The sequence below is a fragment of the Rhizobium rhododendri genome, from assembly GCF_007000325.2.
GTDB classification, from domain to species: Bacteria; Pseudomonadota; Alphaproteobacteria; order Rhizobiales; family Rhizobiaceae; genus Rhizobium; species Rhizobium rhododendri.
Genome location: NZ_CP117268.1, coordinates 90,440 through 117,005, shown reverse-complemented (window position 1 = coordinate 117,005; position 26,566 = coordinate 90,440). Strand labels below are relative to the sequence as shown.

At 60.1% G+C, this 26,566-nt stretch carries 22 protein-coding genes, 1 tRNA gene and 1 pseudogene; 6 read left to right on the top strand and 18 right to left on the bottom strand.

The features are described 5' to 3' along the window. Positions 1–29: 29 nt before the first annotated feature. From PR018_RS18360 to PR018_RS18340, 5 genes are read right to left on the bottom strand one after another with little or no spacing between them, the layout of a single operon-like run. Positions 30–1,544 carry an ABC transporter substrate-binding protein gene (locus tag PR018_RS18360; RefSeq protein ID WP_142830829.1) on the bottom strand — a complete coding sequence of 505 codons (1,515 nt, stop codon included), beginning with the start codon at positions 1,542–1,544 and terminating at the stop codon, positions 30–32. A gap of 19 nt (positions 1,545–1,563) precedes the next feature. Continuing rightward, on the bottom strand, positions 1,564–3,267 hold the full coding sequence (locus tag PR018_RS18355) for a dipeptide ABC transporter ATP-binding protein (protein ID WP_142830827.1): 1,704 nt from the start codon (positions 3,265–3,267) through the stop codon (positions 1,564–1,566). Continuing rightward, the gene (locus tag PR018_RS18350; RefSeq protein ID WP_142830825.1) at positions 3,264–4,115 is read right to left on the bottom strand and encodes an ABC transporter permease; all 852 of its coding nucleotides are present in this window, start codon (positions 4,113–4,115) and stop codon (positions 3,264–3,266) included. Before PR018_RS18350 ends, PR018_RS18355 begins: the two co-directional genes overlap by 4 nt. Then, positions 4,112–5,050, bottom strand: coding sequence for an ABC transporter permease (locus tag PR018_RS18345; RefSeq protein ID WP_142830823.1), 939 nt, complete (start codon positions 5,048–5,050; stop codon positions 4,112–4,114). The genes PR018_RS18350 and PR018_RS18345 overlap by 4 nt, the downstream gene beginning before the upstream one ends. 51 nt (positions 5,051–5,101) lie before the next feature. Beyond that, positions 5,102–5,992, bottom strand: coding sequence for a proline iminopeptidase-family hydrolase (locus PR018_RS18340; RefSeq protein WP_142830821.1), 891 nt, complete (start codon positions 5,990–5,992; stop codon positions 5,102–5,104). A gap of 124 nt (positions 5,993–6,116) precedes the next feature. Between PR018_RS18340 and PR018_RS18335 the strand changes: the two genes are divergently transcribed. From PR018_RS18335 to PR018_RS18320, 4 genes are all read left to right on the top strand, one after another. Then, a complete protein-coding gene (locus PR018_RS18335; RefSeq protein WP_142830819.1) occupies positions 6,117–6,899 on the top strand; it encodes a helix-turn-helix transcriptional regulator in 783 nt (260 codons plus the stop codon). A gap of 53 nt (positions 6,900–6,952) precedes the next feature. Beyond that, entirely contained in the window at positions 6,953–7,867 is a 915-nt protein-coding gene (locus PR018_RS18330; protein WP_161990971.1) for a proline iminopeptidase-family hydrolase, read from the top strand. Positions 7,868–8,048: 181 nt separating this feature from the next. After that, positions 8,049–8,125, top strand: a tRNA-Pro gene (locus tag PR018_RS18325). A 300-nt stretch (positions 8,126–8,425) separates the two neighbouring features. After that, positions 8,426–9,391, top strand: a complete 966-nt coding sequence (locus tag PR018_RS18320; RefSeq protein WP_142830815.1) for a dihydrodipicolinate synthase family protein — start codon at positions 8,426–8,428, stop codon at positions 9,389–9,391. A gap of 250 nt (positions 9,392–9,641) precedes the next feature. Here the strand turns inward: PR018_RS18320 and repC are convergent. The 5 genes and pseudogenes from repC to PR018_RS18295 all read right to left on the bottom strand — a co-directional run bounded on the left by repC (position 9,642) and on the right by PR018_RS18295 (position 16,003). Continuing rightward, positions 9,642–10,650: pseudogene (repC, locus tag PR018_RS18315) on the bottom strand (plasmid replication protein RepC). Positions 10,651–10,847: 197 nt separating this feature from the next. Beyond that, entirely contained in the window at positions 10,848–11,867 is a 1,020-nt protein-coding gene (repB, locus tag PR018_RS18310; RefSeq protein WP_142832174.1) for a plasmid partitioning protein RepB, read from the bottom strand. Continuing rightward, positions 11,864–13,027 (bottom strand): plasmid partitioning protein RepA, encoded by a 1,164-nt coding sequence (gene repA / locus PR018_RS18305; protein ID WP_142832175.1) that lies wholly within the window; start codon positions 13,025–13,027, stop codon positions 11,864–11,866. The genes repB and repA overlap by 4 nt, the downstream gene beginning before the upstream one ends. 256 nt (positions 13,028–13,283) lie before the next feature. Beyond that, positions 13,284–15,494 (bottom strand): putative bifunctional diguanylate cyclase/phosphodiesterase, encoded by a 2,211-nt coding sequence (locus PR018_RS18300; protein WP_142832176.1) that lies wholly within the window; start codon positions 15,492–15,494, stop codon positions 13,284–13,286. A 290-nt stretch (positions 15,495–15,784) separates the two neighbouring features. After that, entirely contained in the window at positions 15,785–16,003 is a 219-nt protein-coding gene (locus PR018_RS18295; protein ID WP_142832177.1) for a hypothetical protein, read from the bottom strand. Positions 16,004–16,256: 253 nt separating this feature from the next. On the opposite strand from PR018_RS18295, the gene PR018_RS18290 reads away from it, so the two are divergent. Then, the gene (locus PR018_RS18290; RefSeq protein ID WP_142832178.1) at positions 16,257–16,823 is read left to right on the top strand and encodes a DUF4337 family protein; all 567 of its coding nucleotides are present in this window, start codon (positions 16,257–16,259) and stop codon (positions 16,821–16,823) included. Positions 16,824–16,926: 103 nt separating this feature from the next. Further along, positions 16,927–17,628, top strand: coding sequence for an ROK family protein (locus tag PR018_RS18285; RefSeq protein WP_142832179.1), 702 nt, complete (start codon positions 16,927–16,929; stop codon positions 17,626–17,628). A 101-nt stretch (positions 17,629–17,729) separates the two neighbouring features. On the opposite strand, the gene PR018_RS18280 is transcribed toward PR018_RS18285, so the two are convergent. The 8 genes from PR018_RS18280 to PR018_RS18245 form a co-directional block, all read right to left on the bottom strand. Continuing rightward, complete coding sequence (locus PR018_RS18280) at positions 17,730–18,476, bottom strand: outer membrane protein (RefSeq protein ID WP_142832180.1); 747 nt, start codon at positions 18,474–18,476, stop codon at positions 17,730–17,732. Positions 18,477–18,722: 246 nt separating this feature from the next. Beyond that, complete coding sequence (locus tag PR018_RS18275) at positions 18,723–19,043, bottom strand: hypothetical protein (RefSeq protein WP_142832181.1); 321 nt, start codon at positions 19,041–19,043, stop codon at positions 18,723–18,725. A gap of 56 nt (positions 19,044–19,099) precedes the next feature. Further along, positions 19,100–19,471: a response regulator gene (locus PR018_RS18270; RefSeq protein ID WP_142832182.1), complete on the bottom strand. Its 372-nt coding sequence runs from the start codon at positions 19,469–19,471 to the stop codon at positions 19,100–19,102. Between the two features lie 184 nt (positions 19,472–19,655). After that, positions 19,656–21,008: an LLM class flavin-dependent oxidoreductase gene (locus PR018_RS18265; protein WP_142832183.1), complete on the bottom strand. Its 1,353-nt coding sequence runs from the start codon at positions 21,006–21,008 to the stop codon at positions 19,656–19,658. Positions 21,009–22,169: 1,161 nt separating this feature from the next. Next, positions 22,170–23,189 carry a LacI family DNA-binding transcriptional regulator gene (locus PR018_RS18260; protein ID WP_142832203.1) on the bottom strand — a complete coding sequence of 340 codons (1,020 nt, stop codon included), beginning with the start codon at positions 23,187–23,189 and terminating at the stop codon, positions 22,170–22,172. Between the two features lie 114 nt (positions 23,190–23,303). After that, positions 23,304–24,314, bottom strand: a complete 1,011-nt coding sequence (locus tag PR018_RS18255) for a zinc-dependent alcohol dehydrogenase family protein (RefSeq protein ID WP_374108311.1) — start codon at positions 24,312–24,314, stop codon at positions 23,304–23,306. 42 nt (positions 24,315–24,356) lie between these two features. Next, positions 24,357–25,127, bottom strand: a complete 771-nt coding sequence (locus tag PR018_RS18250; protein WP_142832184.1) for an L-iditol 2-dehydrogenase — start codon at positions 25,125–25,127, stop codon at positions 24,357–24,359. 117 nt (positions 25,128–25,244) lie between these two features. Continuing rightward, the gene (locus PR018_RS18245) at positions 25,245–26,558 is read right to left on the bottom strand and encodes an ABC transporter substrate-binding protein (RefSeq protein ID WP_161991023.1); all 1,314 of its coding nucleotides are present in this window, start codon (positions 26,556–26,558) and stop codon (positions 25,245–25,247) included. Positions 26,559–26,566: the final 8 nt, after the last annotated feature.

The window sequence follows — 26,566 nt, the reverse complement described above, 5'->3', positions numbered from 1 at the left end:
CGCGGCAGCCTTTTTCGTTTTCGAAGGGCTCAGTTCTTGACGGTGTCTTCCAGGAAGAAGCGTCCGAGCGGGTTCTGGTAGAAGTTGTCGATATTCTTGCGCGAGACGTTGATGTAGGGGCTGTAGTAAAGGTCGATCCAGTTGACATCGTCCTTGGCGATCTTCTGGAGATCGACATACATCTGCTCACGTTTTACCGGATCGAGTTCCAGGCGAGCGGCAGCCACCAACGCCTTCACCTTCTCATTCTTGTAATGGGTCGAATAGTTGTTGTTCGAGTCGTGGCCGAGCACGAATGTCGTCTTCTGGTCCGGATCAAGGATGTCGTTTGTCCAATAATTGACCGACACATCGTAGTCGCCGGCAACGATCATGTCCCACTCCTGGCTGGCATCGACTTTCTGTAGGGTCGCGGTGATACCGGCCTTCTGCAACTGCTGCTGCAAGAGCACGGCAATCTGCTCGTCGACCTCGTCGCCGGCACGCACGAGATAATTGAGTTTCAGGTCCGAGGCTCCCGCAGCAGCCAGCATCTGCTTTGCCTTTTCCGGATCGTAAGGGCGCTGCATGTTGTCGGCGTAATAATAGAGTGCGCCCTTCGGAATGTACGAATTGGCGACGGTTCCCAGGCCGAAGGTCACAGCATCGACGATTGCCTTCTTGTCGATGGCCAGATCCAGCGCCTGCCGGACCTCCTTCTTGGCAAGGGCGCCATGCTCGTGGTTGATCAGCAAGTGGTCTTCACGGGTGGACGGGTCGATATCGACGTTGAGGTTGGCATCCTTCTTCAATTCGGCGACGCGGGAGAAGGGAACGAAGATCGCAGTATCGAGCTGGCCGGCCTGCACGTTCAGCATGCGGGTGTTGTCGTCGGGAACCGAAATCCATTCCACGCCATCGAGCTTGACGCGATCGGCCTGCCAGAAATACGGGTTCTTCTTCAGGATGACGCGGTCGCCGCGACGCCATTCGTCGACGACGAAGGCACCGGAAGCAATTGGCTTCTCGCTGTAGCCATCCGATCCGAGCGCCTCCATGCCCTTCTTCGAAATCACGGAGGCGTTGGGCAGAGCCAGCGTCGACAGGAAGGGCGCGGACGGGTTCTTGAGCTTGATCGTCATGGTGCGGGGGTCGGTCGCGACTGCGGTGTCGATCACCTTGAACGAGTCGCCCCAGAGCGATGCCTTGTCGTCGCGGATACGCAACAGGCTGTAGGCAGCATCTTCAGCCGTCAGCGGCGAGCCGTCTGAGAACTTGGCGTCGCGGATCTTGAAGACGTAGGTCAGTCCGTCCTCTGAGATCGTCCAGCTTTCGGCCAGTCCCGGCTCCAGTTTCGTGCCGGTCTTGTCGACGCGGACAAGAACGTCGTAGACGTTGGAGAACACCCAGTTGTCGATATTCTGGGCCGTCTTGATCGGGTCGAAGGTGGTCGAGTCCTCGCGGCGGCCGATGGTCAGAACGCCGGCCGCTTCTGCAAAGCTGGCGCTGAGGGTGAGGCCCGCGACGATGAGCGCGAGGCCAGCAGTCTTCCATTTCCTGGTCATGATGTCGTTCCCTTTTTTGTTATGACAGTCGTTCGAGTGAAGGTGGTAGCGTCAATCGCTGCTCGCAGGCGATGTCGGCAAGCAAGGGCTTGTCCGGATCGATATCGGGAATCGCCGCGATCAGGGCTGCGGTGTAGGGATGCTTCGGCCGGGCGAAAACCTCTGCGCAGAGCCCCTCCTCGACGATCTCGCCGCGATACATGACGACGACCCGGTCGCAAAGATTGCGCACGATGGCGAGGTCATGGGCGATGAAGATCAGCGTCAGGTTCATCTTCCGCTTCAGATCCCGGAACAGTTCGATGATCTGCGCCTGGATCGTCACGTCGAGGGCGGCGACGCATTCGTCTGCGATGATCAGTTTCGGATCGACGGCCAGCGCCCGGGCGATCCCCGCCCTCTGGCATTGCCCGCCGCTCATGCTGCGCGGCCGGCGGTTGGCAAACTCACGCTCCAAGCCGACAAGGTCCAGAAGCTCGCCGATCCGCGCCGGAATATCGGTGGCAGAGGTCTTGCCCTGCACGCGCAGCACTTCGGCAAGCATGTCGCCGATGCGCAGCCGGGGATTGAGTGCGTTGTAGGGATCCTGAAACACCATCGCCGCCTCATGGCGCAACTTGTCGAGGGCGGCGCGCCTCTGCTGGGCAAGATCGATACCCTCGAACGAGACATGGCCGGAGGAGATCGGTGTCAGGCCGAGAATGGCGTGGGCGAGCGTGCTCTTGCCGCTGCCGGATTCGCCGACCACCCCGACACTTTCGCCGGGCATGATCCGCAGGCTCACGCCGGAAACCGCAGTGACAGTTTTCGCGCCAGCCTTGAACAGCCCACCGCCCAAGGCAAAGCGCACATAGAGGTCGTCCACCTCGAGAAGCGGCCGCTCAACCGGCTTTGCGGCGCTGACGCATCCGACGGAGAACGGCGCCTCTTCGACGATAGAAGGATGGCTGGCGATCAGGCTGACAGTATAGGGATCGCGCGGCGCGGACAGGACCTGGCGCTTCGACCCCGTCTCGAGCAATCGTCCGCCACGCAGCACGGCGATCCGGTCGCAGGTCTGGGCAACGATGCCGAGGTCATGGGTGATGAGAATGATCGAAAGGCCGCGTTTGTCGCGGATGTCCATCAGTAGCCGCAGGATCTGCGCCTGAATGGTGACATCGAGGGCAGTCGTCGGCTCGTCGGCAATCAGGATCTTGGGATTGCAGGACAGCGCAACCCCGATCATTGCGCGCTGCCGCATTCCGCCGGAAAATTCGTGGGCATAGCTGTCGTACTGGCGGACCGGGTCGGGCAGCCCGACCTGGCCCAGAATGTCGATGGCTGCGGCCTTCGCGTCACGCGGGCTCGCACCCTGATGATAGCAGATACCTTCGGCGATCTGATCACCAATCCGCATGACGGGGTCGAGGTGGCTCGTCGGGTTCTGGAAGATCATGCCGATCTCGGCCCCGCGGACCTTCAGCATCTCGGCGTCGCTGATTTCAGTCAGATCGCGCCCCTCAAGCATCACGGAGCCGCTGTCGATCTTCAGGCGCGACGACGGCATCAGCCGCACTAGCGACCGGCAGAACAGGCTCTTGCCGGAGCCGCTTTCGCCGACGAGCCCGACAATCTCGGCCTTGCCGACGTCGAGCGAGACACCATCGATGAGCGTCCTCTCCTCGCCGAGGCCATGCAGCCTGACGGTCAGATCCCGGACAGAGAGAAGGGGACTGATCATTCCTGTACTCCGAAGAGTTCGCCAAGCGCATCGCCGAGCATGCTGAAACCGAAAGCCAGGAGGACGATGGACAAGCCGGGAAACAGCGTGATCCACCAGGCCGTCGTCAGGAAGCTCTGTCCCTCGGCCACCATGACACCCCATTCGGCCAGCGGCGGCTGCACGCCGAGGCCGAGATAGCTGACTGCGGCGCCGCTGAGGAGAACCAGCACTGCATCCGACATCGAAAACACCAGCGATCCGGCGATAGCATTGGGCAGCAGATGCCGGAACATGATGCGCGGGCGGCTGAAACCGAGGCTGACGGCCGCGACCGCGTAGTCGCTGCTTTTCAGCACCAGCATCTGCGCACGGATGAGCCGCGCATAGGACACCCATCCCACCAGCGCCATGGCGATATAGAAGCTGCCCAGCCCCGGCCCGAGGATGGCGATAATCGACAGCATCAGCACCAGAAAAGGGAAGGCAAGGATGATATCGACGAGCCGCATGAAAACCGCGTCGACCGGCCCACCGAAGAAACCGGCGATAGTGCCGACCGTCGTGCCGATCATGAAGGGAAAGAGAACCCCGATCACCGCAATCTGTAGATCGATCCGAGTACCCCAGATGACGCGGGACAGGATATCCCGCCCGAAATTGTCGGTGCCGAAGGGATGCAGCAACGTCGGTGCCTGCAGACGCACATCGCCGGCCTGGAGGACCGGGTCGTAGGGCGCAATCAACGGTGCGCCGACTGCCACGAGCACGAAGAAAAGCAGGATGCCCGCGCCGATGGCCAGGGTCAACCGGCCCCCGAAGACGCGGCGCCAGCCGAGCGCAGTGGAAAACGCCAATGACACACTCATAGCTGCACCCTCGGATCGACCATCACCGTCGCGATATCGGCAATGAAGTTGATGAACACCGTGGCGCAGGCAAAGACCATGGCGACACCCTGGACCACCATGTAGTCGCGGGAGAAAATGGCGCGGACCAGCAGTTGCCCCATGCCGGGCAAGGCAAAGACGGTTTCGACGACCACGGTCCCGCCGATGAGCCATCCGATGTTGACGGCAAGCAGGTTGATGGTCGGCAAAAGAGAGTTGGGCAGGACGTGGCGCCAGAAGACGGTGCTTTCCGGCATGCCCCTCGCCCGCACCGCAGTTGCGACGTCGGATTTCAGGCCTTCGATCATCGCGGTGCGCAGGCTGCGGGTGAGAACGGTGGAGAGCGACAAGGCAATGGTCAGGCTCGGTAACAGCAGATGGGCGGCCTTATCGCCGAGCGTATTGCCGTAGCCGGAGACCGGCAGCCAACCGAGATCGACGCTGAAGAGGATGATTAGCATCAGCCCCAGCCAGAACGGCGGGAAGCCGATGCCGAACGTCGAGACGACGCGAATGATGTGGTCGGGCGCGCGCCCATTGCTGCGCGCCGCAATCGCTGCCAGCGGCACGGCAATCAGCACCGACAGGACGACGCTTGTCGCGACCAGTGCCAGCGTCGGCTCTATACGGGTGAGGATGAGCTTGAGCACGTCGATCTTGTAGAGGATGGATTTGCCCATTTCGCCATTGGCGAGATTGCGCAGGAAATAGAAGTACTGCACCCACATCGGCTCATCCAGGCCGTACTGGGCGCGGATATTGGCGATGGCACTTGGCGTCGCGCGGGTACCGAGAATATTGCGCACTGGATCGCCGGGAATGAGACGGACGAGGATGAAGGTGATGACACTGATGCCGAACAACACGGGCACGAACTGCAGCGGCCGGGTCAGGATGAACTTATAGCGATGCATCGTGGCGCACTCCCCCTCGCTCCAGCCGGACCTCTTTGCACTCACATGGCATCAGGCAGCCTTTTGCCGGGTCAGGAAATCGAGAAGCGCCGGGTAGTAGTCGCCAGGATTTTCGTAGAACGGCATGTGGCTGGCGTTGGAGAAAACCTTCAGCTCGGCATTCGGCAGGGCCAGCTTCATGCGCAGGGCACAGGCCGGCGTCAGTTCGTCGTGCTCGCCTACCGTGATCAGCACCGGCAGCGTCAGGCGCCCCAGATCCGGGATGCGGTTCCAATCCTTGAGATTGCCGATATAGAGGAACTCGTTCGGCCCCTGCATCGCCAAGTAGGGTGCCATGTTCCAGTCATCGAGCGAGCGGCGGACAGGCGCCGGCCATTCGGCAAGCCGGCAGACATGGCGGTAGCTGAGGATGGTCAGCACCGCCTGGTATTCGGGATGGTCGTAGGTCCCTTGCGCCTCGTGCTTCTGCATCATCGCCACGGTCTCGGGCCCGAGCGCCGCCCGCAACCGGTCCAGTTCCTGGATCAGATGCGGCATGTCAGCGACAGTGTCTTCGAGAATGAGGCTAAGGAGATTGTCCGGGTAGCGCAATGCATAATCGATGGCGAGCCAGCCGCCCCAGGAGTGACCGAGCAAATGCACCTTGCCGAGGCCCAGCGCCTGGCGGACCGTCTCTGTCTCCTCGACAAAGCGCTCGATTGTCCATAGCGCGGCGTCGTCCGGCCGATCCGATGCCCCCGTCCCCAGCTGGTCGAAAGTAACGACCCTATAGCCCTTTGCGGCAAGGCAGCTGTGCGCTTCACGAAGATAGTCGCAGGCAAGCCCCGGTCCGCCATTCAGGCAAAACACCGTTTCACTGCCGCTGCCGAAGCTGTAAGCCACGACCTTGAAGCCGTCGACTTCGACCTCGTAGCGGGCGTCCGGCTGCATTTCATGCCACATCGATGGCGCTCCAGTAAGATTTCTCTTGCTCAACTTTTGGGCATGACTAAATTTTTACCGGAAACCGGCTGCGTTACCAGCTATAAGAAGTGATAGGTCGCGGTTCGACGACCGGGGAACAGCGATGCTCGATGAGATTGGGACGATCCGACGGCAGTTCACTGCCCACAACACCCTTGACGGGCGAATCGACCACGCGTTCGAGGCGATCAAGAGGCTCGGCTTTGAGGCGCTGATCTACGACTACACGCCGGTGCCCTACGACCTCGACGGCGGCATCATGCTTCCCTCGTTGCTGAAGCTGCGCAATATCTCCGACGACATGCACGAATACTGGTTCGACCGCGGTTATTTCCGGCTCGACCCGGTACAGCAGGTAGCATTGCGCACCTCGACGCCGTTCTTTTGGGACTACGACCGGCGCGCCGGTACGGTCATCAACAGGTTCATGAGCGAAGCCAGCGAACCCGTTGCCCGCTATCTCAGCGAGCACGACATGTCGACGGGCGTCACCGTGCCGGTTCACATGCCGCGCGGCGACTATGCAACTGTTACCGGCATCAGGTTGGGGCAGAACGGCGACTTCAAGAAACATGCCCTGCGTTACATCGCCGACTTCGGGCTGCTTGCCCATGTCTTCCACGAGGCGGCCTTTTGCCTGTTCGACAATTCTGCCCTGACGGTCGCCAAGATGCGGTTGACAGAGCGGGAGCGGGAATGCCTGCGCTATTCCGCCGAGGGACTTTCGGCCAAGGAAATCTCGCGGATCATCGAGCGCTCCGTGCCGACCGTCGTCATGCACCTGAATGCCGCTGCCCGGAAGCTCGGCGCCAGGAACCGCACCCAGGCCGTCGTCCGCGCCACCCATTACCGGCTGCTGGAAACCCCGCCATCCTATAACTTGTGATAGCTGCCAGTGGCACACCTCCGCCTCTATGCTGCTCCCGATAGTTCATCGAGATGGAGACACAGGTGGCCGACGTGACCTCGAAAGAAGATTATCTGCCGTTCCGGACCTACCGGACCTGGTTCCGCATCACCGGATCGCTCGACAGCGACCGGCTACCGCTGGTGGTGGCCCATGGCGGTCCCGGCTGCACCCATGACTATGTCGACGCATTCAAGGAGATCGCGGCCCTGGATGGCCGGGCCGTCATCCACTACGACCAGCTTGGCAACGGCAACTCGACCCGCCTGCCGGACAAGGGCCCGGACTTCTGGACGCCCGCCTTGTTCCTTGAGGAACTCGACGCTCTTCTCACCCATCTCGGCATCCAGCACCGCTATGCCTTTCTCGGGCAGTCCTGGGGCGGGATGCTCGGCGCGGAACACGCGGTGCGGCAACCAGACGGTCTGACGGCGCTCGTCATCGCCAATTCCCCGGCCAACATGCACACCTGGGTAACGGAGGCCAACCGCTTGCGCGAAGCATTGCCACAGGACGTCCAAGACACCCTGCTCCGCCACGAACGAGCAGGCACGCTTACCGACCCCGACTATATCGCCGCCTCACGCGTCTTCTACGACCGCCACGTCTGTCGGGTCACCCCCTGGCCTCCCGAAGTGGCCCGGACCTTCGAGATCATGGAAGAAGACAACACAGTCTACCGCAACATGAACGGACCGACCGAATTCCACGTCATCGGCACCATGAAAGACTGGACGATCGAGGAGCGGCTGGGCCGGATCACCGCCCCGACGCTGCTGATCTCCGGAAAATACGACGAAGCGACGCCGCTCGTGGTCAAGCCTTATGTCGACCGGGTGCCTGATTGCCGATGGGTGCTTTTCGAACATTCCAGCCATATGCCGCATGTCGAGGAAAAGAATCTCTGCATGCAGACGGTCTCCGCATTTCTCTGCGCGCACGATTGATCCCAAATTACAGGGCTTACGGCATCTGTCGTCAAGACAAGCCGCCAGCCAGCGATGAACAAGGGGCAGTACGGGCCGCAATTTGTGGGCCGCAGAGGAAAATCGGCCTGCAACGGCAATGCCGGCATATTTACTGTTGCAGGCGGGGAGTGAATTGTGTATCCCCGCCTCACCAACGGTTCGGAGTGTAGCGCAGCCTGGTAGCGCATCTGGTTTGGGACCAGAGGGTCGGGAGTTCGAATCTCTCCACTCCGACCAATTTCAGCTTTTAAAGCTGACCTTTCCCCTTTTATAATTTGTGATGTTGTGGTGCGGCCCTTGCCGTAGGTGCTTTTGCGTTGTTGGCGCGAACCGCGAACCCTTCGTCGCTTGCCCGGCGTCTTGGGTGACGTTCCCACGTCTTTTGTTACCCCCTTCCCCATTCCGTTTTCCGACCAAGGCATACGGTCGACAATCCACATGCCGCCGCAAATTCGGCATCGACATTAAAATACAAACTGTATACAACGAAGCATCGCCGCGAGACCGCTGCTGACCGACACCATGATGGAGAGTGCAATGACTTCCAATATTTTCACCGGCTGCATTCCGGCCCTGATGACGCCATGCAATGCCGACCGCAGCCCCGACTTCGACGGTCTCGTGCGCAAGGGCAAGGAACTGGTCGCGGCCGGCATGTCTGCCGTGGTCTATTGTGGATCGATGGGCGACTGGCCACTGCTGACGGACGAGCAGCGGATGGAAGGCGTCGAGCGCCTGGTGAAGGCCGGTCTTCGCGTCATCGTCGGTACCGGCGCCGTCAACACCCGGATGGCAGCCGCTCACGCAGCCCACGCCCAGCGCGTCGGCGCCCACGGCCTGATGGTCATACCGCGCGTGCTGTCGCGCGGCACATCGGTTTCGGCCCAGCGCGCTCATTTCAAGACGGTTCTCTCGTCTGCCCCAGAACTTCCGGCTGTCATCTACAACAGCCCCTATTACGGCTTTGCCACACGCGCGGACCTGTTTTTCGAACTCCGCAACGAACACAAGAACCTCATCGGTTTCAAGGAATTCGGCGGTCCGTCCGACCTTCGCTATGCGGCTGAACACATCACCAGCCGCGACGACGGCGTCACATTGATGGTCGGCGTCGATACCGCGGTCTTCCACGGTTTCGTCAATTGCGGCGCGGCTGGCGCCATCACCGGGATCGGCAATGTCCTGCCCCGCGAAGTCCTGCATCTTGTTTCCCTGTCCGAGGCCGCAGCCGCCGGCGATGCAAAGGCCCGCGCCCACGCCCTGGAACTCGAAGCGGCGCTTGGCGTCCTGTCCTCCTTCGACGAAGGCCCGGATTTGGTTCTCTACTACAAGCACATGCTCGTGCTCACCGGCCATCCCGAATTCACGCTGCACTTCAACGAAACGGACAGCCTGTCCGACAGCCAGCGCGGTTTCGTCGAAAAGCAGTTTGCTCTGTTCCAGACCTGGTATGCCGATTGGTCGAAGCAGTTTGCCGCAGTCGGCGAAAGCAAGGCCGCCTAAGGCTATAGAACTTCAAAACTCGTTGCCAAGGCTTAGCAAAAATTGCCGCGAGCCTTGGCGACCTCTTGACCGATGCCCGAACTATTTACCTCGAAAAAACCATTTTTACGAACGTTCAGCCATTTGCAGTAATGAGCAGTCGGTAGCTTATCGGTAGTAAAAAGGCACAACGCTTCCATTGCTCAGAACTTAGCGTGGCCGAATTGACAACGCGGATATCCTGTCTAGCAAATCGCCATCTATCATTCTCTCACCCTGTCTGCTCGCGTCTACCGGCATTGGCCCTTGCGAGCGACATCAGCATCGGGCCGATGGCGAACTCGCCGCGCTCCGTCCTGCAGGTGAGGTCGCGCAGATATCTGACGGCCGACGTGATGCTGCCGGCCCGTTCCAGCACGCAGGCCGTGACGGTCGCCGCATTCTCGGGCCCCATGATGGCGCAAGCCTCCTCGTAGGCGCTGGGGCTGACCCACATCAGGTCTCGCCAATTGCCGATACTGCCGCCCGGGCCGCAGGACAGGATTTCCGGGCAGGCCTGCAACACAAGCCCGAGCGGAAACGCCTTTAGGCCCGGTTGATCTCTGCTCGCCGTCGTGGTTTCACCAAACGGCCATCCGTTAGGCTTATGCGCTCGAAAGCCTCATCCGCCGCAGGGGCCTCATCGATCTCTTCGACAATAGGCGTGATGTCATGGATGTCGGGCGAGCGTGGGATCCGGGCTATGAGATCGCGGAAATGCCCATGCACCATAGGCCAGTCACCCGGCACGCCCTCTTCCAGCGCCGTCGCGATCAGCTTGGCAATGTCACGCCGGCAGAGCGACAGGCGCTCGCGCATCGCCCTGAACAGGACGCGATCGACGGTGACGTGCGCCACCAGTGTCTGGATTTCATCAGAGCGGGCAATTAGCGGGGCGATATTGAAGCCATAGGCCTGGTCGACCTCCCCCTCCCCGTCCCGGCGCGCAAAGCGCTTGCCGTTCGGGCTATCCTTGCGCACCAGCAATCCGGCGTCCATCAGCGCTGCCAGATGGCGGCGCAGCGTCGCTGGCGCAATGCCGTGGGCGCGGATCGACAGCTGGGCGTTGGAGGGAAAGACAGCGAGGCCGTGCTTTGCACTGAGCTCATTGCCCGGATAGAAGCTCAGCAGCGCGTTCAGCACCGCCAGCGCCCTGTCGGAAAGACCGAGCATTGGCTTGCCAGCAGGCCAAGCGTCATCTCCCGCCGACCAAAGGGCGTCGTCACACTTCCTGTCTGCATTTTCTCGTCACCTTCAATAGGGCAATAGAAATCTGCTCACCAAACGGAGCCAACATTCTTGATGGTGTTTCCGGAAAATGCGATTCGCAAGCTGCGAGACTTAGAGAAAGCGTCCGTGACGGCAACGTTCGGGGGCTTTTTTCTTTTGCGGTACAGTCCTCTTTTGCTTCGTTAAAACGGGTTCACGATGCTGGGGCTTAATCTGCCTGTCGCTCCGCGAGATAGGATTGATGCAGCTGCGCTAGTCGTGCGGCGACGTAATCGGCAAAAGCCGGTGCCGTCTTTTCGTCGAACACCATATTGATCTTTGAACCTCCGCGCTCGAGCGTCGCCAGCTGGACACCGACACTGCTTTTCACAGCTTCGGGCTTCTTGCGCGTCTTCTGGACAGCCAGACATTCCATCACCTGACCGAAACGGCTGTCGCTGTCGGCATCCTTGAATGCCCGGCTATCGAGCAGGCTTTGAAGCGCGGAACCCTGTTTTGCATCGGCGAGACGTTCTGCAAGAGCCACCCATCGCGGACGGCCGGCCTTCGGTGCCGAGCCTATCGCTTCGATAAGCGACCGCGGCACTGAATGGGCGACGCTCATCAGCCTCGACAGCTGCGTCTTCTCCATGCCGAGCGACGACATGATGACGCGACGGTCGAAGCCGCGTTCTTCCAGCGCAAGAGCAAACAGTCCGCGCTCGATATAGCTGAGGTCGGCACGTGCCGAATTTTCCTGCCCCTGGATAACCACCAGCTCTTCATCGCTGAGGTTCTGCACCACGGCCTTCACCGGCCGCTTGAGGGCCGCCATGACGCGTACGCGGCGATGACCGAAGGCGATCTGGTAGCTGTCCGGCTTGTCAGGGTGAGGGCGAACGAGGATGGGACTTTTCTGGCCGGATTCACGAATTGCATCGGTGAGACGGGCCAGATCGACACCATCGTCAGCGAGGCGATCCGAAATGAAGGAGGCTTCTATTTTATCCGTCGGTATTTCGACAACAGCAGCGCCAGCTGCGATCAGCGCTCTCGCCTGATCGGCAGCGCTGGCGATATTGCCGAGGGAGCGACCCATCGCACCAACGGCACCGGAACGGATGTGATGAAGCTTCTTTTCCGCTGGCAGTTCGACCTGCGGGGCAGGGTCACCAGCTGTGGAGTTGCCAGTTGGCAACTCCTGTTCACGGCGCGAAAGCATGGCCTTGAGAGTGTCTTTTCTGCTCATGTTGCCCTCCGCCAGGCCTGCCTGATCAGGCTCTCGATTTCACCGTTGACTGCATCCAGAGATTCGATGGCGCGGTCATAGGTGTTCTTGGAAAAGTTCTCCCGGCCTACCTCGTAGAGCGTCTGCTTGGAGAGACCGGCATCCGACACCGCCGTCGACTTCAACATGACATTCGTAAGCACGCGTTCACGGAACAGCGACCGCATGAATCCGACCATCTGCGCCTGCGGCGCATCGGAGGGCTCATAGCGCGTCACCACATAGCGGATGAAATCATAGTCGAGATCCCCGCCGGACTCTTGCACGACACCGAGAAGATCGGATGCCATCAGCAGGAACTGGCACATGGACATCACATCGAGCATCTGCGGATGGGCCGTGATCAGCAGGCCGGTCGACGCACACAAGGCTCCGAGCGTCAAGAAACCGAGTTGGGGTGGGCAGTCGAGGACCATGACGTCGTAGTTGTCCGCGACTGTCCCCAGAGCCGATGCAACGCGCCCGAAAAACGGTTCTGCAGATCGCTCGGCAAGAGCGCGCGGTGTATCGTGTTCGAACTCCATCAGCTCCAAGTTACCCGGCACCAGATCGAGACCCGGTATATAGCTGCGGCGGATGATGTCGGTGAGCGGGCGCCGATCGCCATCGTAGCGGACGGCGCCGTACATCGTCTCGTTAGGGCCGATATCGTATTCCGGCTGATAGCCATGCAAGGCAGTCAGAGACGCTTGCGGATCGAGGTCGACAGCAAGGACACGGTATCCCTGCAGGGCGAGATATTGCCCAAGGTGCGCCCCAGTCGTTGTCTTGCCGCTGCCGCCCTTGAAATTGACCACTGCCATGACCTGGCAATGCTCGCCCTCGCGACGACGAGGCACGTAGTGCTTGCCCTTGGAGTTCTCATCCAGCACAACGCGAATCTCGTTGATCTGATCGAGCGTATAGGAGCGACGACCGCCGGCGGTTATTGTCGGCTGCGGGCCCTTGCCATTCAGCGAAAGCTGGCGAAGATAGGCGTCGGTAATGCCGATAAGCTTTGCCGACTCGACGGACGAAAATGACCGCAAGGTTTTCTGCGATACCGGCGGGAAAAGCGCCTGACGCATCGCCAGCAGCTCCTGCGACAAAGCAGCGCCATCGGCCGCAATGACTTCCGTCATTGGACGCCTCGGCATCATGGTATCCCCAAGCTGACTACGGGCCTTCGTCATAACTACGCATTTTCTCCAAGGTACGAGGATTATCCGTAGGCGAGGATGCTCCGAGTCGCAATGCTTGGCAAGAAAATAAGGGTTAATGAGCAGTTAGCGCCGGAAAGGGTGTTGCTCTGCTCTTAACGAAGTTGCCACCTGGCAACTTATCGGCGCCATATCTTGAAACGACATGCACAAGGTCAGCGCATTGTTACGACAGTCTCTATGAATCGCCCATGCGGGCCACAACGGCAGCGGCGTCACTGCGGCCCCCATTGGCGAGATAGCGCTGCTCGAAGGCGTCAACAGTCATCGGCCTGCCGTAGAGATAGCCCTGCCCCTCGTCGCAGTTGTAGTGCCGCATCAGCATTTCCTGTTCCTCCGTCTCGATGCCCTCGGCAATCACCTCCAGGCTGAAGCCGTCGGCCAGTTTGACGACGGCCTCGATTATGGCACCATCCTTCTCGCTGCGATCGACACCGCTGACGAAGGAGCGGTCGATCTTCAGCCGGCTGACAGGATAGTCCTTCAGCAGGCTGAGCGATGCAAAGCCGGTCCCGAAGTCGTCGAAGGCAATCCCGACGCCGAGGGCACGAAGGCGGCGCAGGGGCTGCATGATCCTTTGCTCGTTCTGAAGAATGATGTTCTCTGTTATCTCCAGCTCGAGCGCTGCCGGCGGCAGATCGAACTCTTCGAGTATTGCCTCGACAACCTCGGCAAAATCCCGGGTCCGGAACTGGGCTGCAAAAAGGTTCACGCCGATGCGAAAATCCGCAATCCCGGCACGCCGCCAGCGGGCCGCCTGCCGGCAGGCGGAGCGCAGGATCCATTCGCCGACGGGCACCGCAAGAAGGCCGACCTCCAGCACCGGCAGGAAGGCAGACGGCGACACCACTCCGAGCGTCGGGTGGTTCCATCTTATCAGCGCTTCGGCGCCGGTCAGGCGCCCGTCGGCAAGGTTGACCTGGGGCTGATAGTAAAGTTCGAATTCCCGGCGCTGCCATGCCTGGCGCAACGACGAGCTGATCGCGCCCTTGCGCGAAGCGCTCTGGCGAAGTTCGGGCGTAAACACCCGGACCAGATGACGTCCGTCGCCTTTTGCCTGGTAGAGCGCTAGATCGGCGTTGCCGAGAAGTTCTTCGTAGTCGCAATCGCCGGCAATCGTCACGGCGATCCCGATGCTGGCACCGATGTGGATAGGCTGGTCCTCGAATTCGATCGGTTCCTCGATGAGGGCGATCAGCGACAGGCCGAGCTTGGCAGCCTTGAGAGGATCGGCCGTGCCAGTGAGAAAGATCACAAACTCATCACCGCCGAGACGCGCCACCATCTGGTCGTCGGCAGTCGCCTTCCGCAGCCTTTCGGCAATGACCTGCAGCACGAAGTCTCCGGCCGAATGTCCAAGCATATCGTTGACGTCCTTAAAGCCGTCGAGATCGATCAGCACCACGGTTGCGTGGGCGCCGACCGAACAGGCACGGTTCATCTGACGGTTGAGGCTTGGGCGGTTGGAAAGGCCGGTGAGATGGTCGAATTCTGCAGCGAGCTTCATCTGGCGTTCTGCCTCGGCCCGCAGCGTGATGTCGCGGATGATCGCGCCGAAGAAGCGCTCGCCGCTCTCGGACCACTGGGAGAGGGAGAGTTCGATCGGAAACTCGGAGCCGTCGCGCCTGCAGGCGGTGAGGTTCACCGACGTGCCGATGATGCGGGCAGGGCCGCCAGCAGCCATGCGCGCCAATCCGGCACCGTGTCTTGCATGCATAGCCTTCGGCACGATGATGTCGAGGGACCGTCCGAGCGCTTCCTCGACGGAGTAGCCGAACATGGCCTCAGCTGCGCCGTTCCACGACGTAATGCGATTGTTGCTATCAGCGCAGATAATCCCGTCCGGAGAGGTCGAGGCAATATTGCGGAAGCGGCTGCGGCTTTCCCGGTCGGAACACTCCAGACGGCGGAACTCCATCCGATCCAGCACCATGGAAGCCAGATCCTGAAGCACCCGCCTGTCCCGTTCGGAGAAATCGAGCCTAGGCTTGTTGTCGATCAGGCAAAGGCTACCGATACCGTGGCCCTCCTTGGTCAGCAGCGGCGCGCCGGCATAGAACCGGATACAGGGATAACCGGTGACCAGAGCATTGTCACTGAACCGTGGGTCCAGACTTGCGTCGGGAACGACGAAGACGTCTGCTGCCATGATAGCGTAAGTGCAGAACGACACGTTTCGTCCGGTCTCGCACACATCGAGGCCAACCCGCGCTTTGAAGAATTGCCGGTCGCGGTGCACCAGCGAGATCAGTACGACCGGAACGTCGAATATCCGCGAGGCCATCTGCACGATCTGGTCGAAATCGGAATCCGGGGACGTATTCATCTGCCCGAATGAATCCAACGCCCTGATGCGCTCATCTTCGTTGTCGGCGAGGGGGTAATTCATCTGGATGCTCACGGCCATTCACGTCAGGGATAGCTTATAACACTAGACCCTTAATTAGCTGACAAAACGCAGCTACAATTTTACCGATAGTGATGTTTTTCCATGCCTGAGACTGTCGTGGAGAACTCTCTCGAAGGCGGCCAAGCGGCATGCGATCACATCGGGCGACACGGCAGCGAGGCGGGGAAACGTGCCGGCACAACAGCCGACGGTGTGCCAGTGATGGCGCGGAAGCGCAATTCAGCGCTTGGTACTATAGGATTGTGGAGGCGTGATAGCTACTGCAAGCCTCAGGCAGCGTGAAAAACTTCATCGGTTAAGAGCAAGAGGAAATCCTCGCCCTCGAGCTTGTTTGCCACCTGACCGTCCTCGGTCATATAGTCGAACACCGGCTCTATCGGTTGGTTGGCAAAGGCAAAACGCGGCCATTTCTTCTGCTCGATAATGACAATGTGGCGCCCGGCATCGTCCCGGCACCTTATTCTCCTCGTTTCTTCGAACCGCGTCATCTTTTTGCCCCTTATCTTCTGCAGCCAAGTTTAGAGAAGATGCAACCGGAGTCAATCCAGCTTGCGCAATTGTCGGAATCGACGTTAATTCACCGTTATATTACAGTAACTTCAGATTCCAGCGGCGGTGATCATTAACAAAGTATGCGTTGCAGCGCGTGCTTCAGTTTAAACATGCTGCCAACACAAAATTGCCTTGGTGAACGACTTTGACTGCGGCCCGGAACCATGCAGTCAACAATTGGAAACATTGATGGAAAACGACGCCACGGAAGCCTTCGAGCATACCGAGCATGCACAGCACGCTGCCCATAGCGGCAACTCCTTCCTGTCGAGGGTTGCCGTCAGCATTGCCATTCTCGCCGTCCTCGCTGCCAGCGCCGGCAGTCTCGAAACCATCGAGAGCGGGGCTGCGACAGCGGCACGCTCCGAGGCGGTGCTCTTTCAGAACAAGGCAACCGACAACTGGAATTTCTTCGAGGCGAAGAGCCTCAAGAAGAACATGTACGACATCGCCGCCGCCCAGGGCGGGGCGCTCGCGCCCGATTGGCAGGTACAGGCAAGACGCAACGAGACCGAAAGCCAGGATGCCGCCAAGACCGCGAAGGAATTCGAAGCCCGGTCGGAGCAATCGAACGTCGAAGCTACACGCCATGAGGGCCGTCATCATTTTCTGACGGTCGCCACCACCTTTCTCCACATTGCCATCGCCATCGCCACGATTGCCATCATCACCGGCGGCCAGCGCTGGCCATGGTATGCTTCGCTGGCGCTTGGCGTGGTGGGAACGGCGATCACCGCTATCGCCTACCTGCCGTAATCCCCGACGATGGTCACGGCATATTGCTTTTGCCTGATGCCTCACCGAGATATAGCGATAGTCCCGGACAACATTCGGGAAGCTGCAGATACAGGAAACAACGATGACGAAAACTAAGAGCCGCAGCGCAGACAAGCCGCAGGTCGTGCTGTCGGTCGATGTCGGCGGGTCGCATGTCAAGGTGATGACGAGCGCTGGCACGCCGGAGCGGAAAATTGAATCGGGAGCGTCCCTGACGGCGACCGCCATGGTCAGCGCTGTCGAGACGCTTGTCAGCGATTGGGAATTCGATGTGATCTCGATCGGCTTTCCCGGTCCTGTTCGCCGGAATTTCGCCATCGAGGAACCTGTCAACCTCGGTGACGGCTGGGTCGGCTTCGACTTCGCCCACAGCTTCGGCAAGCCGGTCAAGATCGTCAACGATGCGCTGATGCAGGCTATCGGCAGCTACGATGGCGGCCGCATGCTTTTCCTCGGACTCGGTACCGGGTTGGGCTCTGCCATGGTCATCGAGAATGTCGCGCAACCGATGGAGCTCGCCCATCTGTCGCACAAGAAAGGCAAGAGCTTTGAAGACTACCTCGGCGAGGCCGGGTTGAAAAAACGTGGCAAGAAGAAGTGGCGCGGACACGTCTTCGATGTGGTCGATCGGATGAAAGCAGCCTTGCTGCCGGACTACATCGTTATCGGCGGCGGCAATGTCGACAAGCTGGACGAGCTTCCAAAATCCTGCCGTCGTGGCGACAACACCCTCGCTTTCGAAGGCGGCTTCCGTCTTTGGCGCGATTCCACCTTGATCGTCTGAACCGCAAACGATCCGAAAACACAATATCAGGCGAAACGAAAACGGCCCCGGCATATTTGCCGGGGCCCTTTGAAGAAGCCTTTGATGTCCGAAATCGGATCTTAGAACTGCTTGCGGAGACCAAAGGTCACAGCGTTGCTGCGGAAATCAGTGGTGGACGACGTGCCGTCGCGGGCCGTGAAGTCGAAGTTGTCGGCTGCGGTGTAGCGATAACCGATGTCGAGCGTTGTCTTTTCGAACAGCGACGAACCGGAGAAAATCGGCTGCAGGTTGATGCCGACGCCGGCGTCGAGGTGGTAGGCGAATGCCGTGTTGCTGTCGTCCATGAGCGTGCCAACGCCACCAACGCCCTGCTTGCGCAGCTTGAGGTTCATCGCACCGACGCCGCCGCCGACGTAAGGCGTGAAGACCGACAGCATGCCGGTGTCGCCAGCCGGTGCCAGCGGAATGTCGAGGTAGCCGTTGACGAAGCCCTGGATGGTGTTTGCATCGCCGTAGGAATTGATCGAGCTGAAGCTGCCGATGCCGGTGACGCGGTGCTGGTCGACCGAGGCCGTGCCGTAGCCGACTTCAAGTTCGACGCGCGGAGCGACGAAACCCATCGAGCCAAAGTTATAGCCGCCGCGGAGCGCGCTGTAGAAGCCGGTGTCGTACTTCGTGTTGATGTTGACACCCAGGATGTCGAAGTCCGTGTGCTTCAGGAAGGAGACCGAGCTCAGCGAGCCGATGTAAAAACCCATGCCGTTGTCAACGGCAGCTGGTGGCTGCATCGGTGGCGTCATGTCAGCAGCGGCTGCGACGGAGACCAGCGAGGTTGAGACCAGGGCCGCGAGGAGGAGCTTCTTCATTTGATTTCCTTGGACATTTTTTAAGGTGTTCGGTTCAGACGTCTTCAATGAATATTGCATATAGGCGCATGTTAGCGATTTGCATTGCTTCTATTCATATTTCTAAGGTTTCTGCCTGAAGCTAATAACATACCGTTGCGAACTTGCCACAATGCCTACACCGGCCTCAACCACAGCAACGTAACGCTACTTCAGCATGCAACTCCGGCAAGCGCTGATGCGTTTTGCGAGAGTACAAGCTGGTTATTAGCGGCTATCTTCGGGCTTTTCGGACAGCAGCTTTGCCACTTCTTCCAGCAATTCGTGCCGGTCCATGAGTCGGTGGTTGTGTTCGAGGCTGAGCGGATCCTCGGCTTCATCGCCACCCGCCACCTTTGCATTGACACTCAGTCTTTGCTTCAGCAGGTCCTGGTAGCGCTGCGCGATGTCGGACATTTTCAAACCGCCATCGACCCAGGCTTCCAGCCAGCCGCGCAGGATGGGATCGGCGTCGATGGGAACGCCGGCCCCACGGAATTTCTCGAGAGTGTTCGCCAATATGTCGGCACGTGTGTGCTGCGTAGTCATAGATGCGTTTCAAGCCTGTCATGAGATTTGCGGCAGATGGATAGAAGCAGTTCCGCCTAGGATGCGCGCGCGCGCCGCTTGCCCTGTATGATGGACAAGGACTTCAACAATGCCGCCTCTATCTTCCCAAGGCTCTGCGGTTTCGGCACGACGCAGACGGCGCCGGAGAAATCAGCGACCATCTCCGGATTCCCCGTCATGAAAATCACTTCGATCCCGTATCGATCGATCAGTTCGCGGGCAATTTTAGGACCTGTCGGACCATCCGCGAGCTGTATGTCGACAAGGGCAATGTCGGCTTTGGGAGCCAGAGCCAGCGCCTCGACCTGCGTGCGCGCCAGCCCAGCAATCTCGAATCCATTATCGAGGACGAGATTTTCGAGGTCGAACGCGATGATCGGTTCGTCCTCAACCACTAAAACTTTCATGTCTACTCCACCCTAACGATCGCTGCCGAAGTAGGCATCCTAAGGGACACTTCAAGAGTTGATAACGTCTTGTTTATGTGCAGCCTCTGGGACGGTCCGAAAGCGGACGGTGGAGCGGCGGGCATCATCCGGCGTTCGAGTGCCGGCGCCAAAGCCCAGGCAATTGGGCTGCGGCGCCCCTCGTTCAACCCTTGTTGCGGGCCGCCGTGTAGCGGTTGACCGGCATCGACAGGCCGAGATTTTCGCGCAGCGTCGGGCCCTCATATTCCTCCCGGAACAGGCCGCGCCGGCGCAATTCCGGCAGCACCAGTTCGGTGAAGTCGGTGAGGCTGGACGGCAACGTCGGGAACATCAGGATGAAGCCATCGGCGGCACGTGTCTCGAACCATTCCTCCATGAAGTCGGCAATCTGGGTTGGCGTGCCCGTAATACCGTTGCCGGTATGTTTCTCGGCATAGTGCCGGACAAGTTCGCCGACGGTGTGGCCCTTGTTGACGAAATCCACCAGCTCGTCGAACAGCGCCTTGGAGCCGCGCGGCGTTGTCGGCAGCCGGTCCATGGGGAAGGGCTGGTCGAGCGGCACGCCGGTGAGATCGGCCTCGAGAAATTCGGACAGCATCAGCCGGCCGACATCGGGATGCAGCTTGTCGATCATGAAATCGACCTTGGCCTGCGCCTCGGCCATGGTCGCGCCGACATTCAGCACCACTCCCGGCATGATCTTCAGGTCGTCCTCGCTGCGTCCATAGGCGGCCATGCGTCCCTTGACGTTCTTGTAGAAGGCGCGGCTACGGTCGATATTGGAGGCAAGGCCGAACACCACCTCGGCGGTGCGGGCAGCGAGATCCATGCCGGCCTCGGAACCGCCGGCCTGTGCGATGACCGGACGACCCTGCGGCGAGCCGGCAATGTTGAGCGGCCCCCGGACCTGAAAATGCTTGCCCTTGTGGTCGAGCGTATGCAGCTTGTCCTTATCGTAGTAGATGCCGCTTTCCCTGTCGCGCAACAGCGCATCCCGCTCGAAACTGTCCCATAGGCCGAACACGACATCGACAAACTCCGTCCCGCGCTCGTAGCGCACCGCATGCGGATCGAGGCCCTCGCGGTTGAAATTATAACCCGTTTCGTTGTGGTCGGACGTAACGACGTTCCAGCAGGCGCGACCTTTCGACAACTGGTCGATGGAGGCGAAGATGCGGGCAACGTTGTAGGGCTCGTAATAGCTGGTGGAAACCGTTCCCACCAGGCCGAGATGGGTGGTGGTGACAGCCAACGCCGAAAGCAGCGATGTCGGCTCGAAGCGGTTCATCTTGGTCGGCTGGCGCGCCAGCGCATCGGCATCGCCGACGGCCGAGGCCGCGGAGTCGGCGAGGAACATAAAATCGAACTTCGCCTCTTCCGAGAGCCTCGCGATGTTGAGAAAATGACTAAACTCGTTCGCACCGTTGACATCACTGTCGGGATGCAACCATGCCGCGGGATGAAATCCAAACGTATAGACAAATGTCCCGAGCTTCAGCTTATCGTGACGCGCCATCGGTTCTGTTCCTTGCATGGTAAAGCCTGGCCTGCAGACCGCAGGGACCCCGATGCTATTGCTGCCCGCACCATTGAACAAGCCGCCAACCGCACCCCGCCCGCACTTTCCCGTACTTTCCCCTGGCAGGATGAGAGAGCAGGGGAGGGGCGAGTGTGACGGGTCAGGAACGAGGGAGCGGGACGCAAATCGGGCAACGCGCTGGAATATGATGCGTATCCAAGCGCCCGAACCCAATAAAACATATATCCATAATTGCCGAACCCTTGAAGGTCCGACCTCGCCTGGGGTGCCCCCCACTTTCCCTCGTCACAGGAATGGGGGAAGTCAGGAGGCAGATCAAGCAAGGCATTGGAAACTCGAATTTATCGCGGTGTCCAACTCCGTGAAAGAAGGATCACTGCTGCCACGTATTCTAAGATCCAACCTTGCCTGGGATGCTCCCCAGACCCTAATCCTGTGCCCGTCACGGGGATCCAGTCACGGCGCGTCTGCGCCGTGACTGGATCCCCGTTGGTGGAGAAAGTGCTTATCGCCTAGGGACTTGGGCGGCTGGATTCCTATGACGGGCACAGGAATGAGGGTAGGCGGCGGTGGTTCTTTGCGGTTGATCTTTCTCACCGACACACACTCCTCTCTCGCTTCCCTCCATCGCCCCTGCTCGCAGCACCTCATGGGGATAAACCGTTGGGATTTTCGTTTGGAAAGAATGCCGGCATCATATTTTCATCCCCGTGCTTTCGTCCCGATCTATAATCACTCGTTCCGCCATCGGATACACCGGTCTGCGTTGCCGGCGAGGTGGGGACGGGTCTTGAAGGGGTTGCCGTCTACGCAGGCACTCCTTCAAGGGTCCGCAGAAAGTGGATCCCTTCGGGCCCCTAAGCTCGGCGTGCCTGTGTGGCATAACTCCGGCAGCTTTTCCCTCAACGGGACCCGGGTCGGAAACAGAGGATCCGGAGTTGCGGATAAAAAGTGTCGAACGGGGCACATCGCGTGTCACTTCACTAAAAAATCATCAGGCACACGGTGTGCCCCGGCCATCAGAATTTCATGACACGGACCGAAAGGCCTCGTGAACGGGGAGGCGTGGGCCAATCTACGAGAAGCCATGCAGACGACAATTGCAGGTAACCAAGCCCTTGGATCAAACCGATGCCATCACGCGGAACTGCGCAGCATGAGTTCGGCATTGAGCAGGATGCGTTCCTCGACGGTAGCCGACGGCGTGGAGGCTGTGGATTCGCCGAGCTTGTTGAGTAGGAGTTCGATGGCGCGCTTGCCGATCTCGTTGTAGTTCTGCGCAACCGTGGTGATCGGCGGACAGGCGTAGCGCGACAGCGGATGATCGTCATGGCCGGCAACGCGCAGGTCGCAATCGGCGCCGTGCCCGACCCGCATTCCCTTCTGATAAGCGGCGGAAATAACGCCGAAGGCGACGCGGTCGTTGGCGCAAAGGATGGTCCTGGAGGGAAAGCCGCATGTCGACGCCAGGATACGGTTTGCCTCCTCGAAACCAAAACGCTCGAAATCCCAGCTTGCAACGGGGGACAGCCCCACGAGTTCGGGGGTGAGGCGGAACTGCTCCATTGCCTCGATATAGGCAAGGCGCCTGGTCGCGGCATTGGTGTTGACGTCAGGCATTCCGAAATAGCAGGGCGGCTCGCCGGAGCGGCAGAGGTAATCGACGATGAGGCTGAAGCTCTGGCGGTTGTTGGTGCCGACGAAAGCAGAGGTCTCGTCGAGCGGCGAGTCCACATAGACGAGGGGAATGCTCTGGCCGAGCTGCTGCAGCGTCGCGTGGTGCGATTCTATCCCGAGCGGCGCGATGATGGCGCCGGCAACATTCAGCGACTTGAAGGTCTTGATCGCCTCGTCCTCCATTCCGGCCTTGCCATCCGAGGACAGCACGAAAGCCAGAAAGCCGGCCTCGTTGGCGATGAGTTCGATCCGACGGGTGAGCGCCATGTAGAACGGATCGGTCGAATTCGGGATGATGACGCCGATGATATTGCTGCGCCGGCGGTTGAGGTTGACGGCGAACATGTTGGGACGAAAGCCGGATTTCTTCAGCGCATCCTCGATGAGATCCCGCGTCTTGCGACGCACCGAGCTCGGATCGTTGAAGTATTTCGACACGGTCGGACGGGACAGGCCGACGAGTTCGGAAAAATCCTCCATCGTCCTTATCGGTTTCGCCACATTGTCTCTCCCATCGATCAGGAGTTCACCTGTAGATCACTCGTAACCGGGCGAAAAGCCGGAATCGGCAAGCAATCGAGGCCAGAAAGTCACTTAGTCGGCGACATATTGTACCTTCATGGTCGCCGCGTCCTTCGAGTTGCTGGTTAGGTACGACAGCACCTCGGCGAGGGGCAGTCGGTGCGACACAAGCCGCCCCATCCGATCCGCATCCCGCTTCAGAATCGCAAGTGCATCGGGAATGGTCCTGTTCAGCGAATGGGAACCGACAAGCTTCAACTGCCGCCTGAAAATCTCGAACGGTGCGATCGACACCCGGGCATCCGGCGCGCAGACGCCGAACACCAGCATGGTGCCGCCATCGGCGGTAAAATCGGCCATGCCCTCAACGACAGCGGGAATTCCCGTGGCATCGGCGACAAAATCGAATTGGCGTCGGGAGCGGGCCAGATCCGCCGACCCAGAGACGGCGGTGGCAAGTCCGAGGCTACCGGCAAAGTCGAGACGACGTTCGTTGATGTCGGCAACCGTCACGGCGGCGACGCCCTCGGCCTTCAGCGAGAGGGCGAGCAGCAGCCCGATCGGCCCGGCACCGAAGACCAGTGCCGTCTGCGTGCCGTGGGCACCGGTGACAAGGTTGGCACTGCGGAGACCGTTGAGGACGCAGCCGAGCGGCTCGGCAAGTGCTGCGAGCTCGAAGGGCATGTCGCCGATCTGGTGCAGGTGCCCGGCGTCGACGGCGCTGTAGGCTGCAAAACCGCCATTGTGGGTGACCCCGTAGGCCTTCAGCGTCCGGCAGAGATTGCCGAGCCCCTTCAGGCAGGCGTCACAATGGCCGCAGGTGAGGTTGGGATCGACGACCACGCGGGCGCCGACCTTGACCGAGCGCACATCGTCCGCGACAGCCTCGACGACGCCCGCATATTCATGGCCAGGTACCACTGGAAAATGCCCCTCGCCATAGCGGCCGTAGAGAACGTCGATATCCGTGTGGCACAATCCGGATGCCTTGACCCGGATCAGCGCCTGGCCGGGCAAGAGCGTCGGCATCGGCAGGTCGGCGATATCGGCAACGCCGAGGGCCGTATAATTGATGGCTTCCAAGACGTCCTCCCGCACACTTTCAGACGATGGCCGACCGTAAGGTCAGCTCATCCAGTTTCCGCCGTCGACATTGTAGGTCTGGGCGAGAATGTAGTCGCTTTCGGAGGATGCGAGAAAGACAGCGATACCCTTGAGATCGTCGGGTGTCGCGAAGCGGCCGATCGGCACGGACTTGGCGACGGCTGCCTTTTTCTCGCCGGGCTGCAGGCCTTCCCACTTGGCGAAGCTGGCGTCGACGACATCCCACATTTCGCTGTCGACGACACCGGGGGCGATGGCGTTGACGTTGATGCCGTGCTTGACGAGGGCGAGCGCCGCAGACTGGGTGGCCGAGATGATCGCCGCCTTGGAGGCGCAATAGAGGGTCACCAGCGCTTCGCCGCGACGACCGGCCTGGCTCGCCATATTGATGATCTTGCCGCCGCGACCGCGTGCGATCATGGCGTTGGAGACCGCTTTCATCATGAACAGCGGCGCCTTGAGATTGATGTCGAAGATGCGCTCATAGCTCTGCTCGGTAATCTCGTTGATCGGCGCCATGTCGAAGATGGCGGCATTGTTGACGAGGATGTCGATGCCGCCGAACTCCTCATCGACCGACTTGACGACGCTCTCGATGGCCGAAAGATCGGTGACATCGAGCTTCACGGCGCTGGCGCGATCGCCGATGACAGCGGCGGCCTTGGTGGCACGGTCGATGTCGATGTCGGCGATAACGACCCGCGCTCCTTCCTTGACGAAGGCTTCTGCAAAACCAAGGCCGATACCGCGGGCACCGCCGGTAATCAGCGCGACTTTGTCCTTCAATCTCATAACACGCTCCAAATTCTAGATACTAACGAATGTCTGCCGGAAAGCCCTGGCTTTGGGAAGGTTAAACTTCCAGCGCCCGGGAAGGTGCTCGCGGCGGCAAGCCGCGAGCACTATCGATCATTTCGGATAGCCAGCCTTCTTCATATCGCGCTCGACCTGTTTCTGGGCATTGTCGAGGGCGGCGGTGACGGTCTGCTGACCGGCAAGCGCGGACGATATCTGCTGGCCGACGATGGTGCCGATGCCCTGGAACTCAGGAATGGCGACGAACTGGACGCCGGTGTAGGGCACCGGATCCTTCGTGGCCTTGGTCGGATCGGCCGACAGGATGGCCTTCAGCACGGCGGCGGCAAATGGCGCTGCCTTCTGGTACTCCGGCAGGTCATAGGTCGATTTGCGCGTGCCCGGCGGCACGGCGACCCAACCTTCCTTCTCTCCCACCAGCTTCACATAGTCCTTGGAGGTCGCCCATTTGACGAACGACTTGGCGGCCTCGACCTTGGTCGATGTTGCCGGGATCGCCAGGTTCCACGACCACGACCAGCTGGCGCCGTTCGGGGTGACCGCTATCGGGGCGGCCGTGAAAGCGATCTTGTCGGCGACTTTGCTCTGTTTCGGATCGAACACGCGGCCGGCGGCCGACGTCGCGTCGATCCACATGGCGCAATGGCCGGTCGCAAACAGCGCCTGGTTTTCATTGAAGCCATTCGATGTCACACCGGGAGGACCGTATTTGGTCAGCAGCTCGACGTAGTCGGTGACGGCCTTCTTCCAGGGTGCCGAATTGATCTGCGGCTTCCATTTCATGTCGAACCAGCTGCCGCCATAGGTGTTGATCATGGTTCCGAGGAACGCCATGTTCTCGCCCCAGCCCGGCTTGCCGCGAAGGCAGATACCGTACTGCTCCTTCGACTTGTCGGTGAGCTTGGCCGCGTATTCCTTGATCTGGTCGTAGGTCGGCTGCTCCGGCATCTTGAGACCGGCCGCATCAAACAGGTCCTTGCGGTACAGAGTGAACGAGCTTTCGGTGTAGAACGGTACTGCGTAGAGCTTGCCGTCGACTGTCAGGCCGGCCTTGATCGGTGCCAGAAGGTCGTCGTAGTCATAGTCGCTGCCGAGATCGCCAACCGGCTCCAGCCAGCCGGACTTGCCCCAGATCGGCGCCTCGTAGCCACCGATGGTCATGATGTCAAACTGGCCGCTCTTCGTGGCAATGTCGGTGGTCAGCTTCTGGCGAAGGACATTTTCCTCGAGCACCACCCAGTTCAGCTTGTTGCCCGTCTTCTTCTCCCACTCGGGCGCCAGCTTCTGCATGATGATCATGTCACCGTTGTTGACGGTGGCAATCGTCAGTTCCTCGGCCTGGGCCATTCCCGCCATCAGGCCGATGCCGACGGCGGATGCGGTCAGCGTGCGAATAATTGTTGTCATGACTTCGT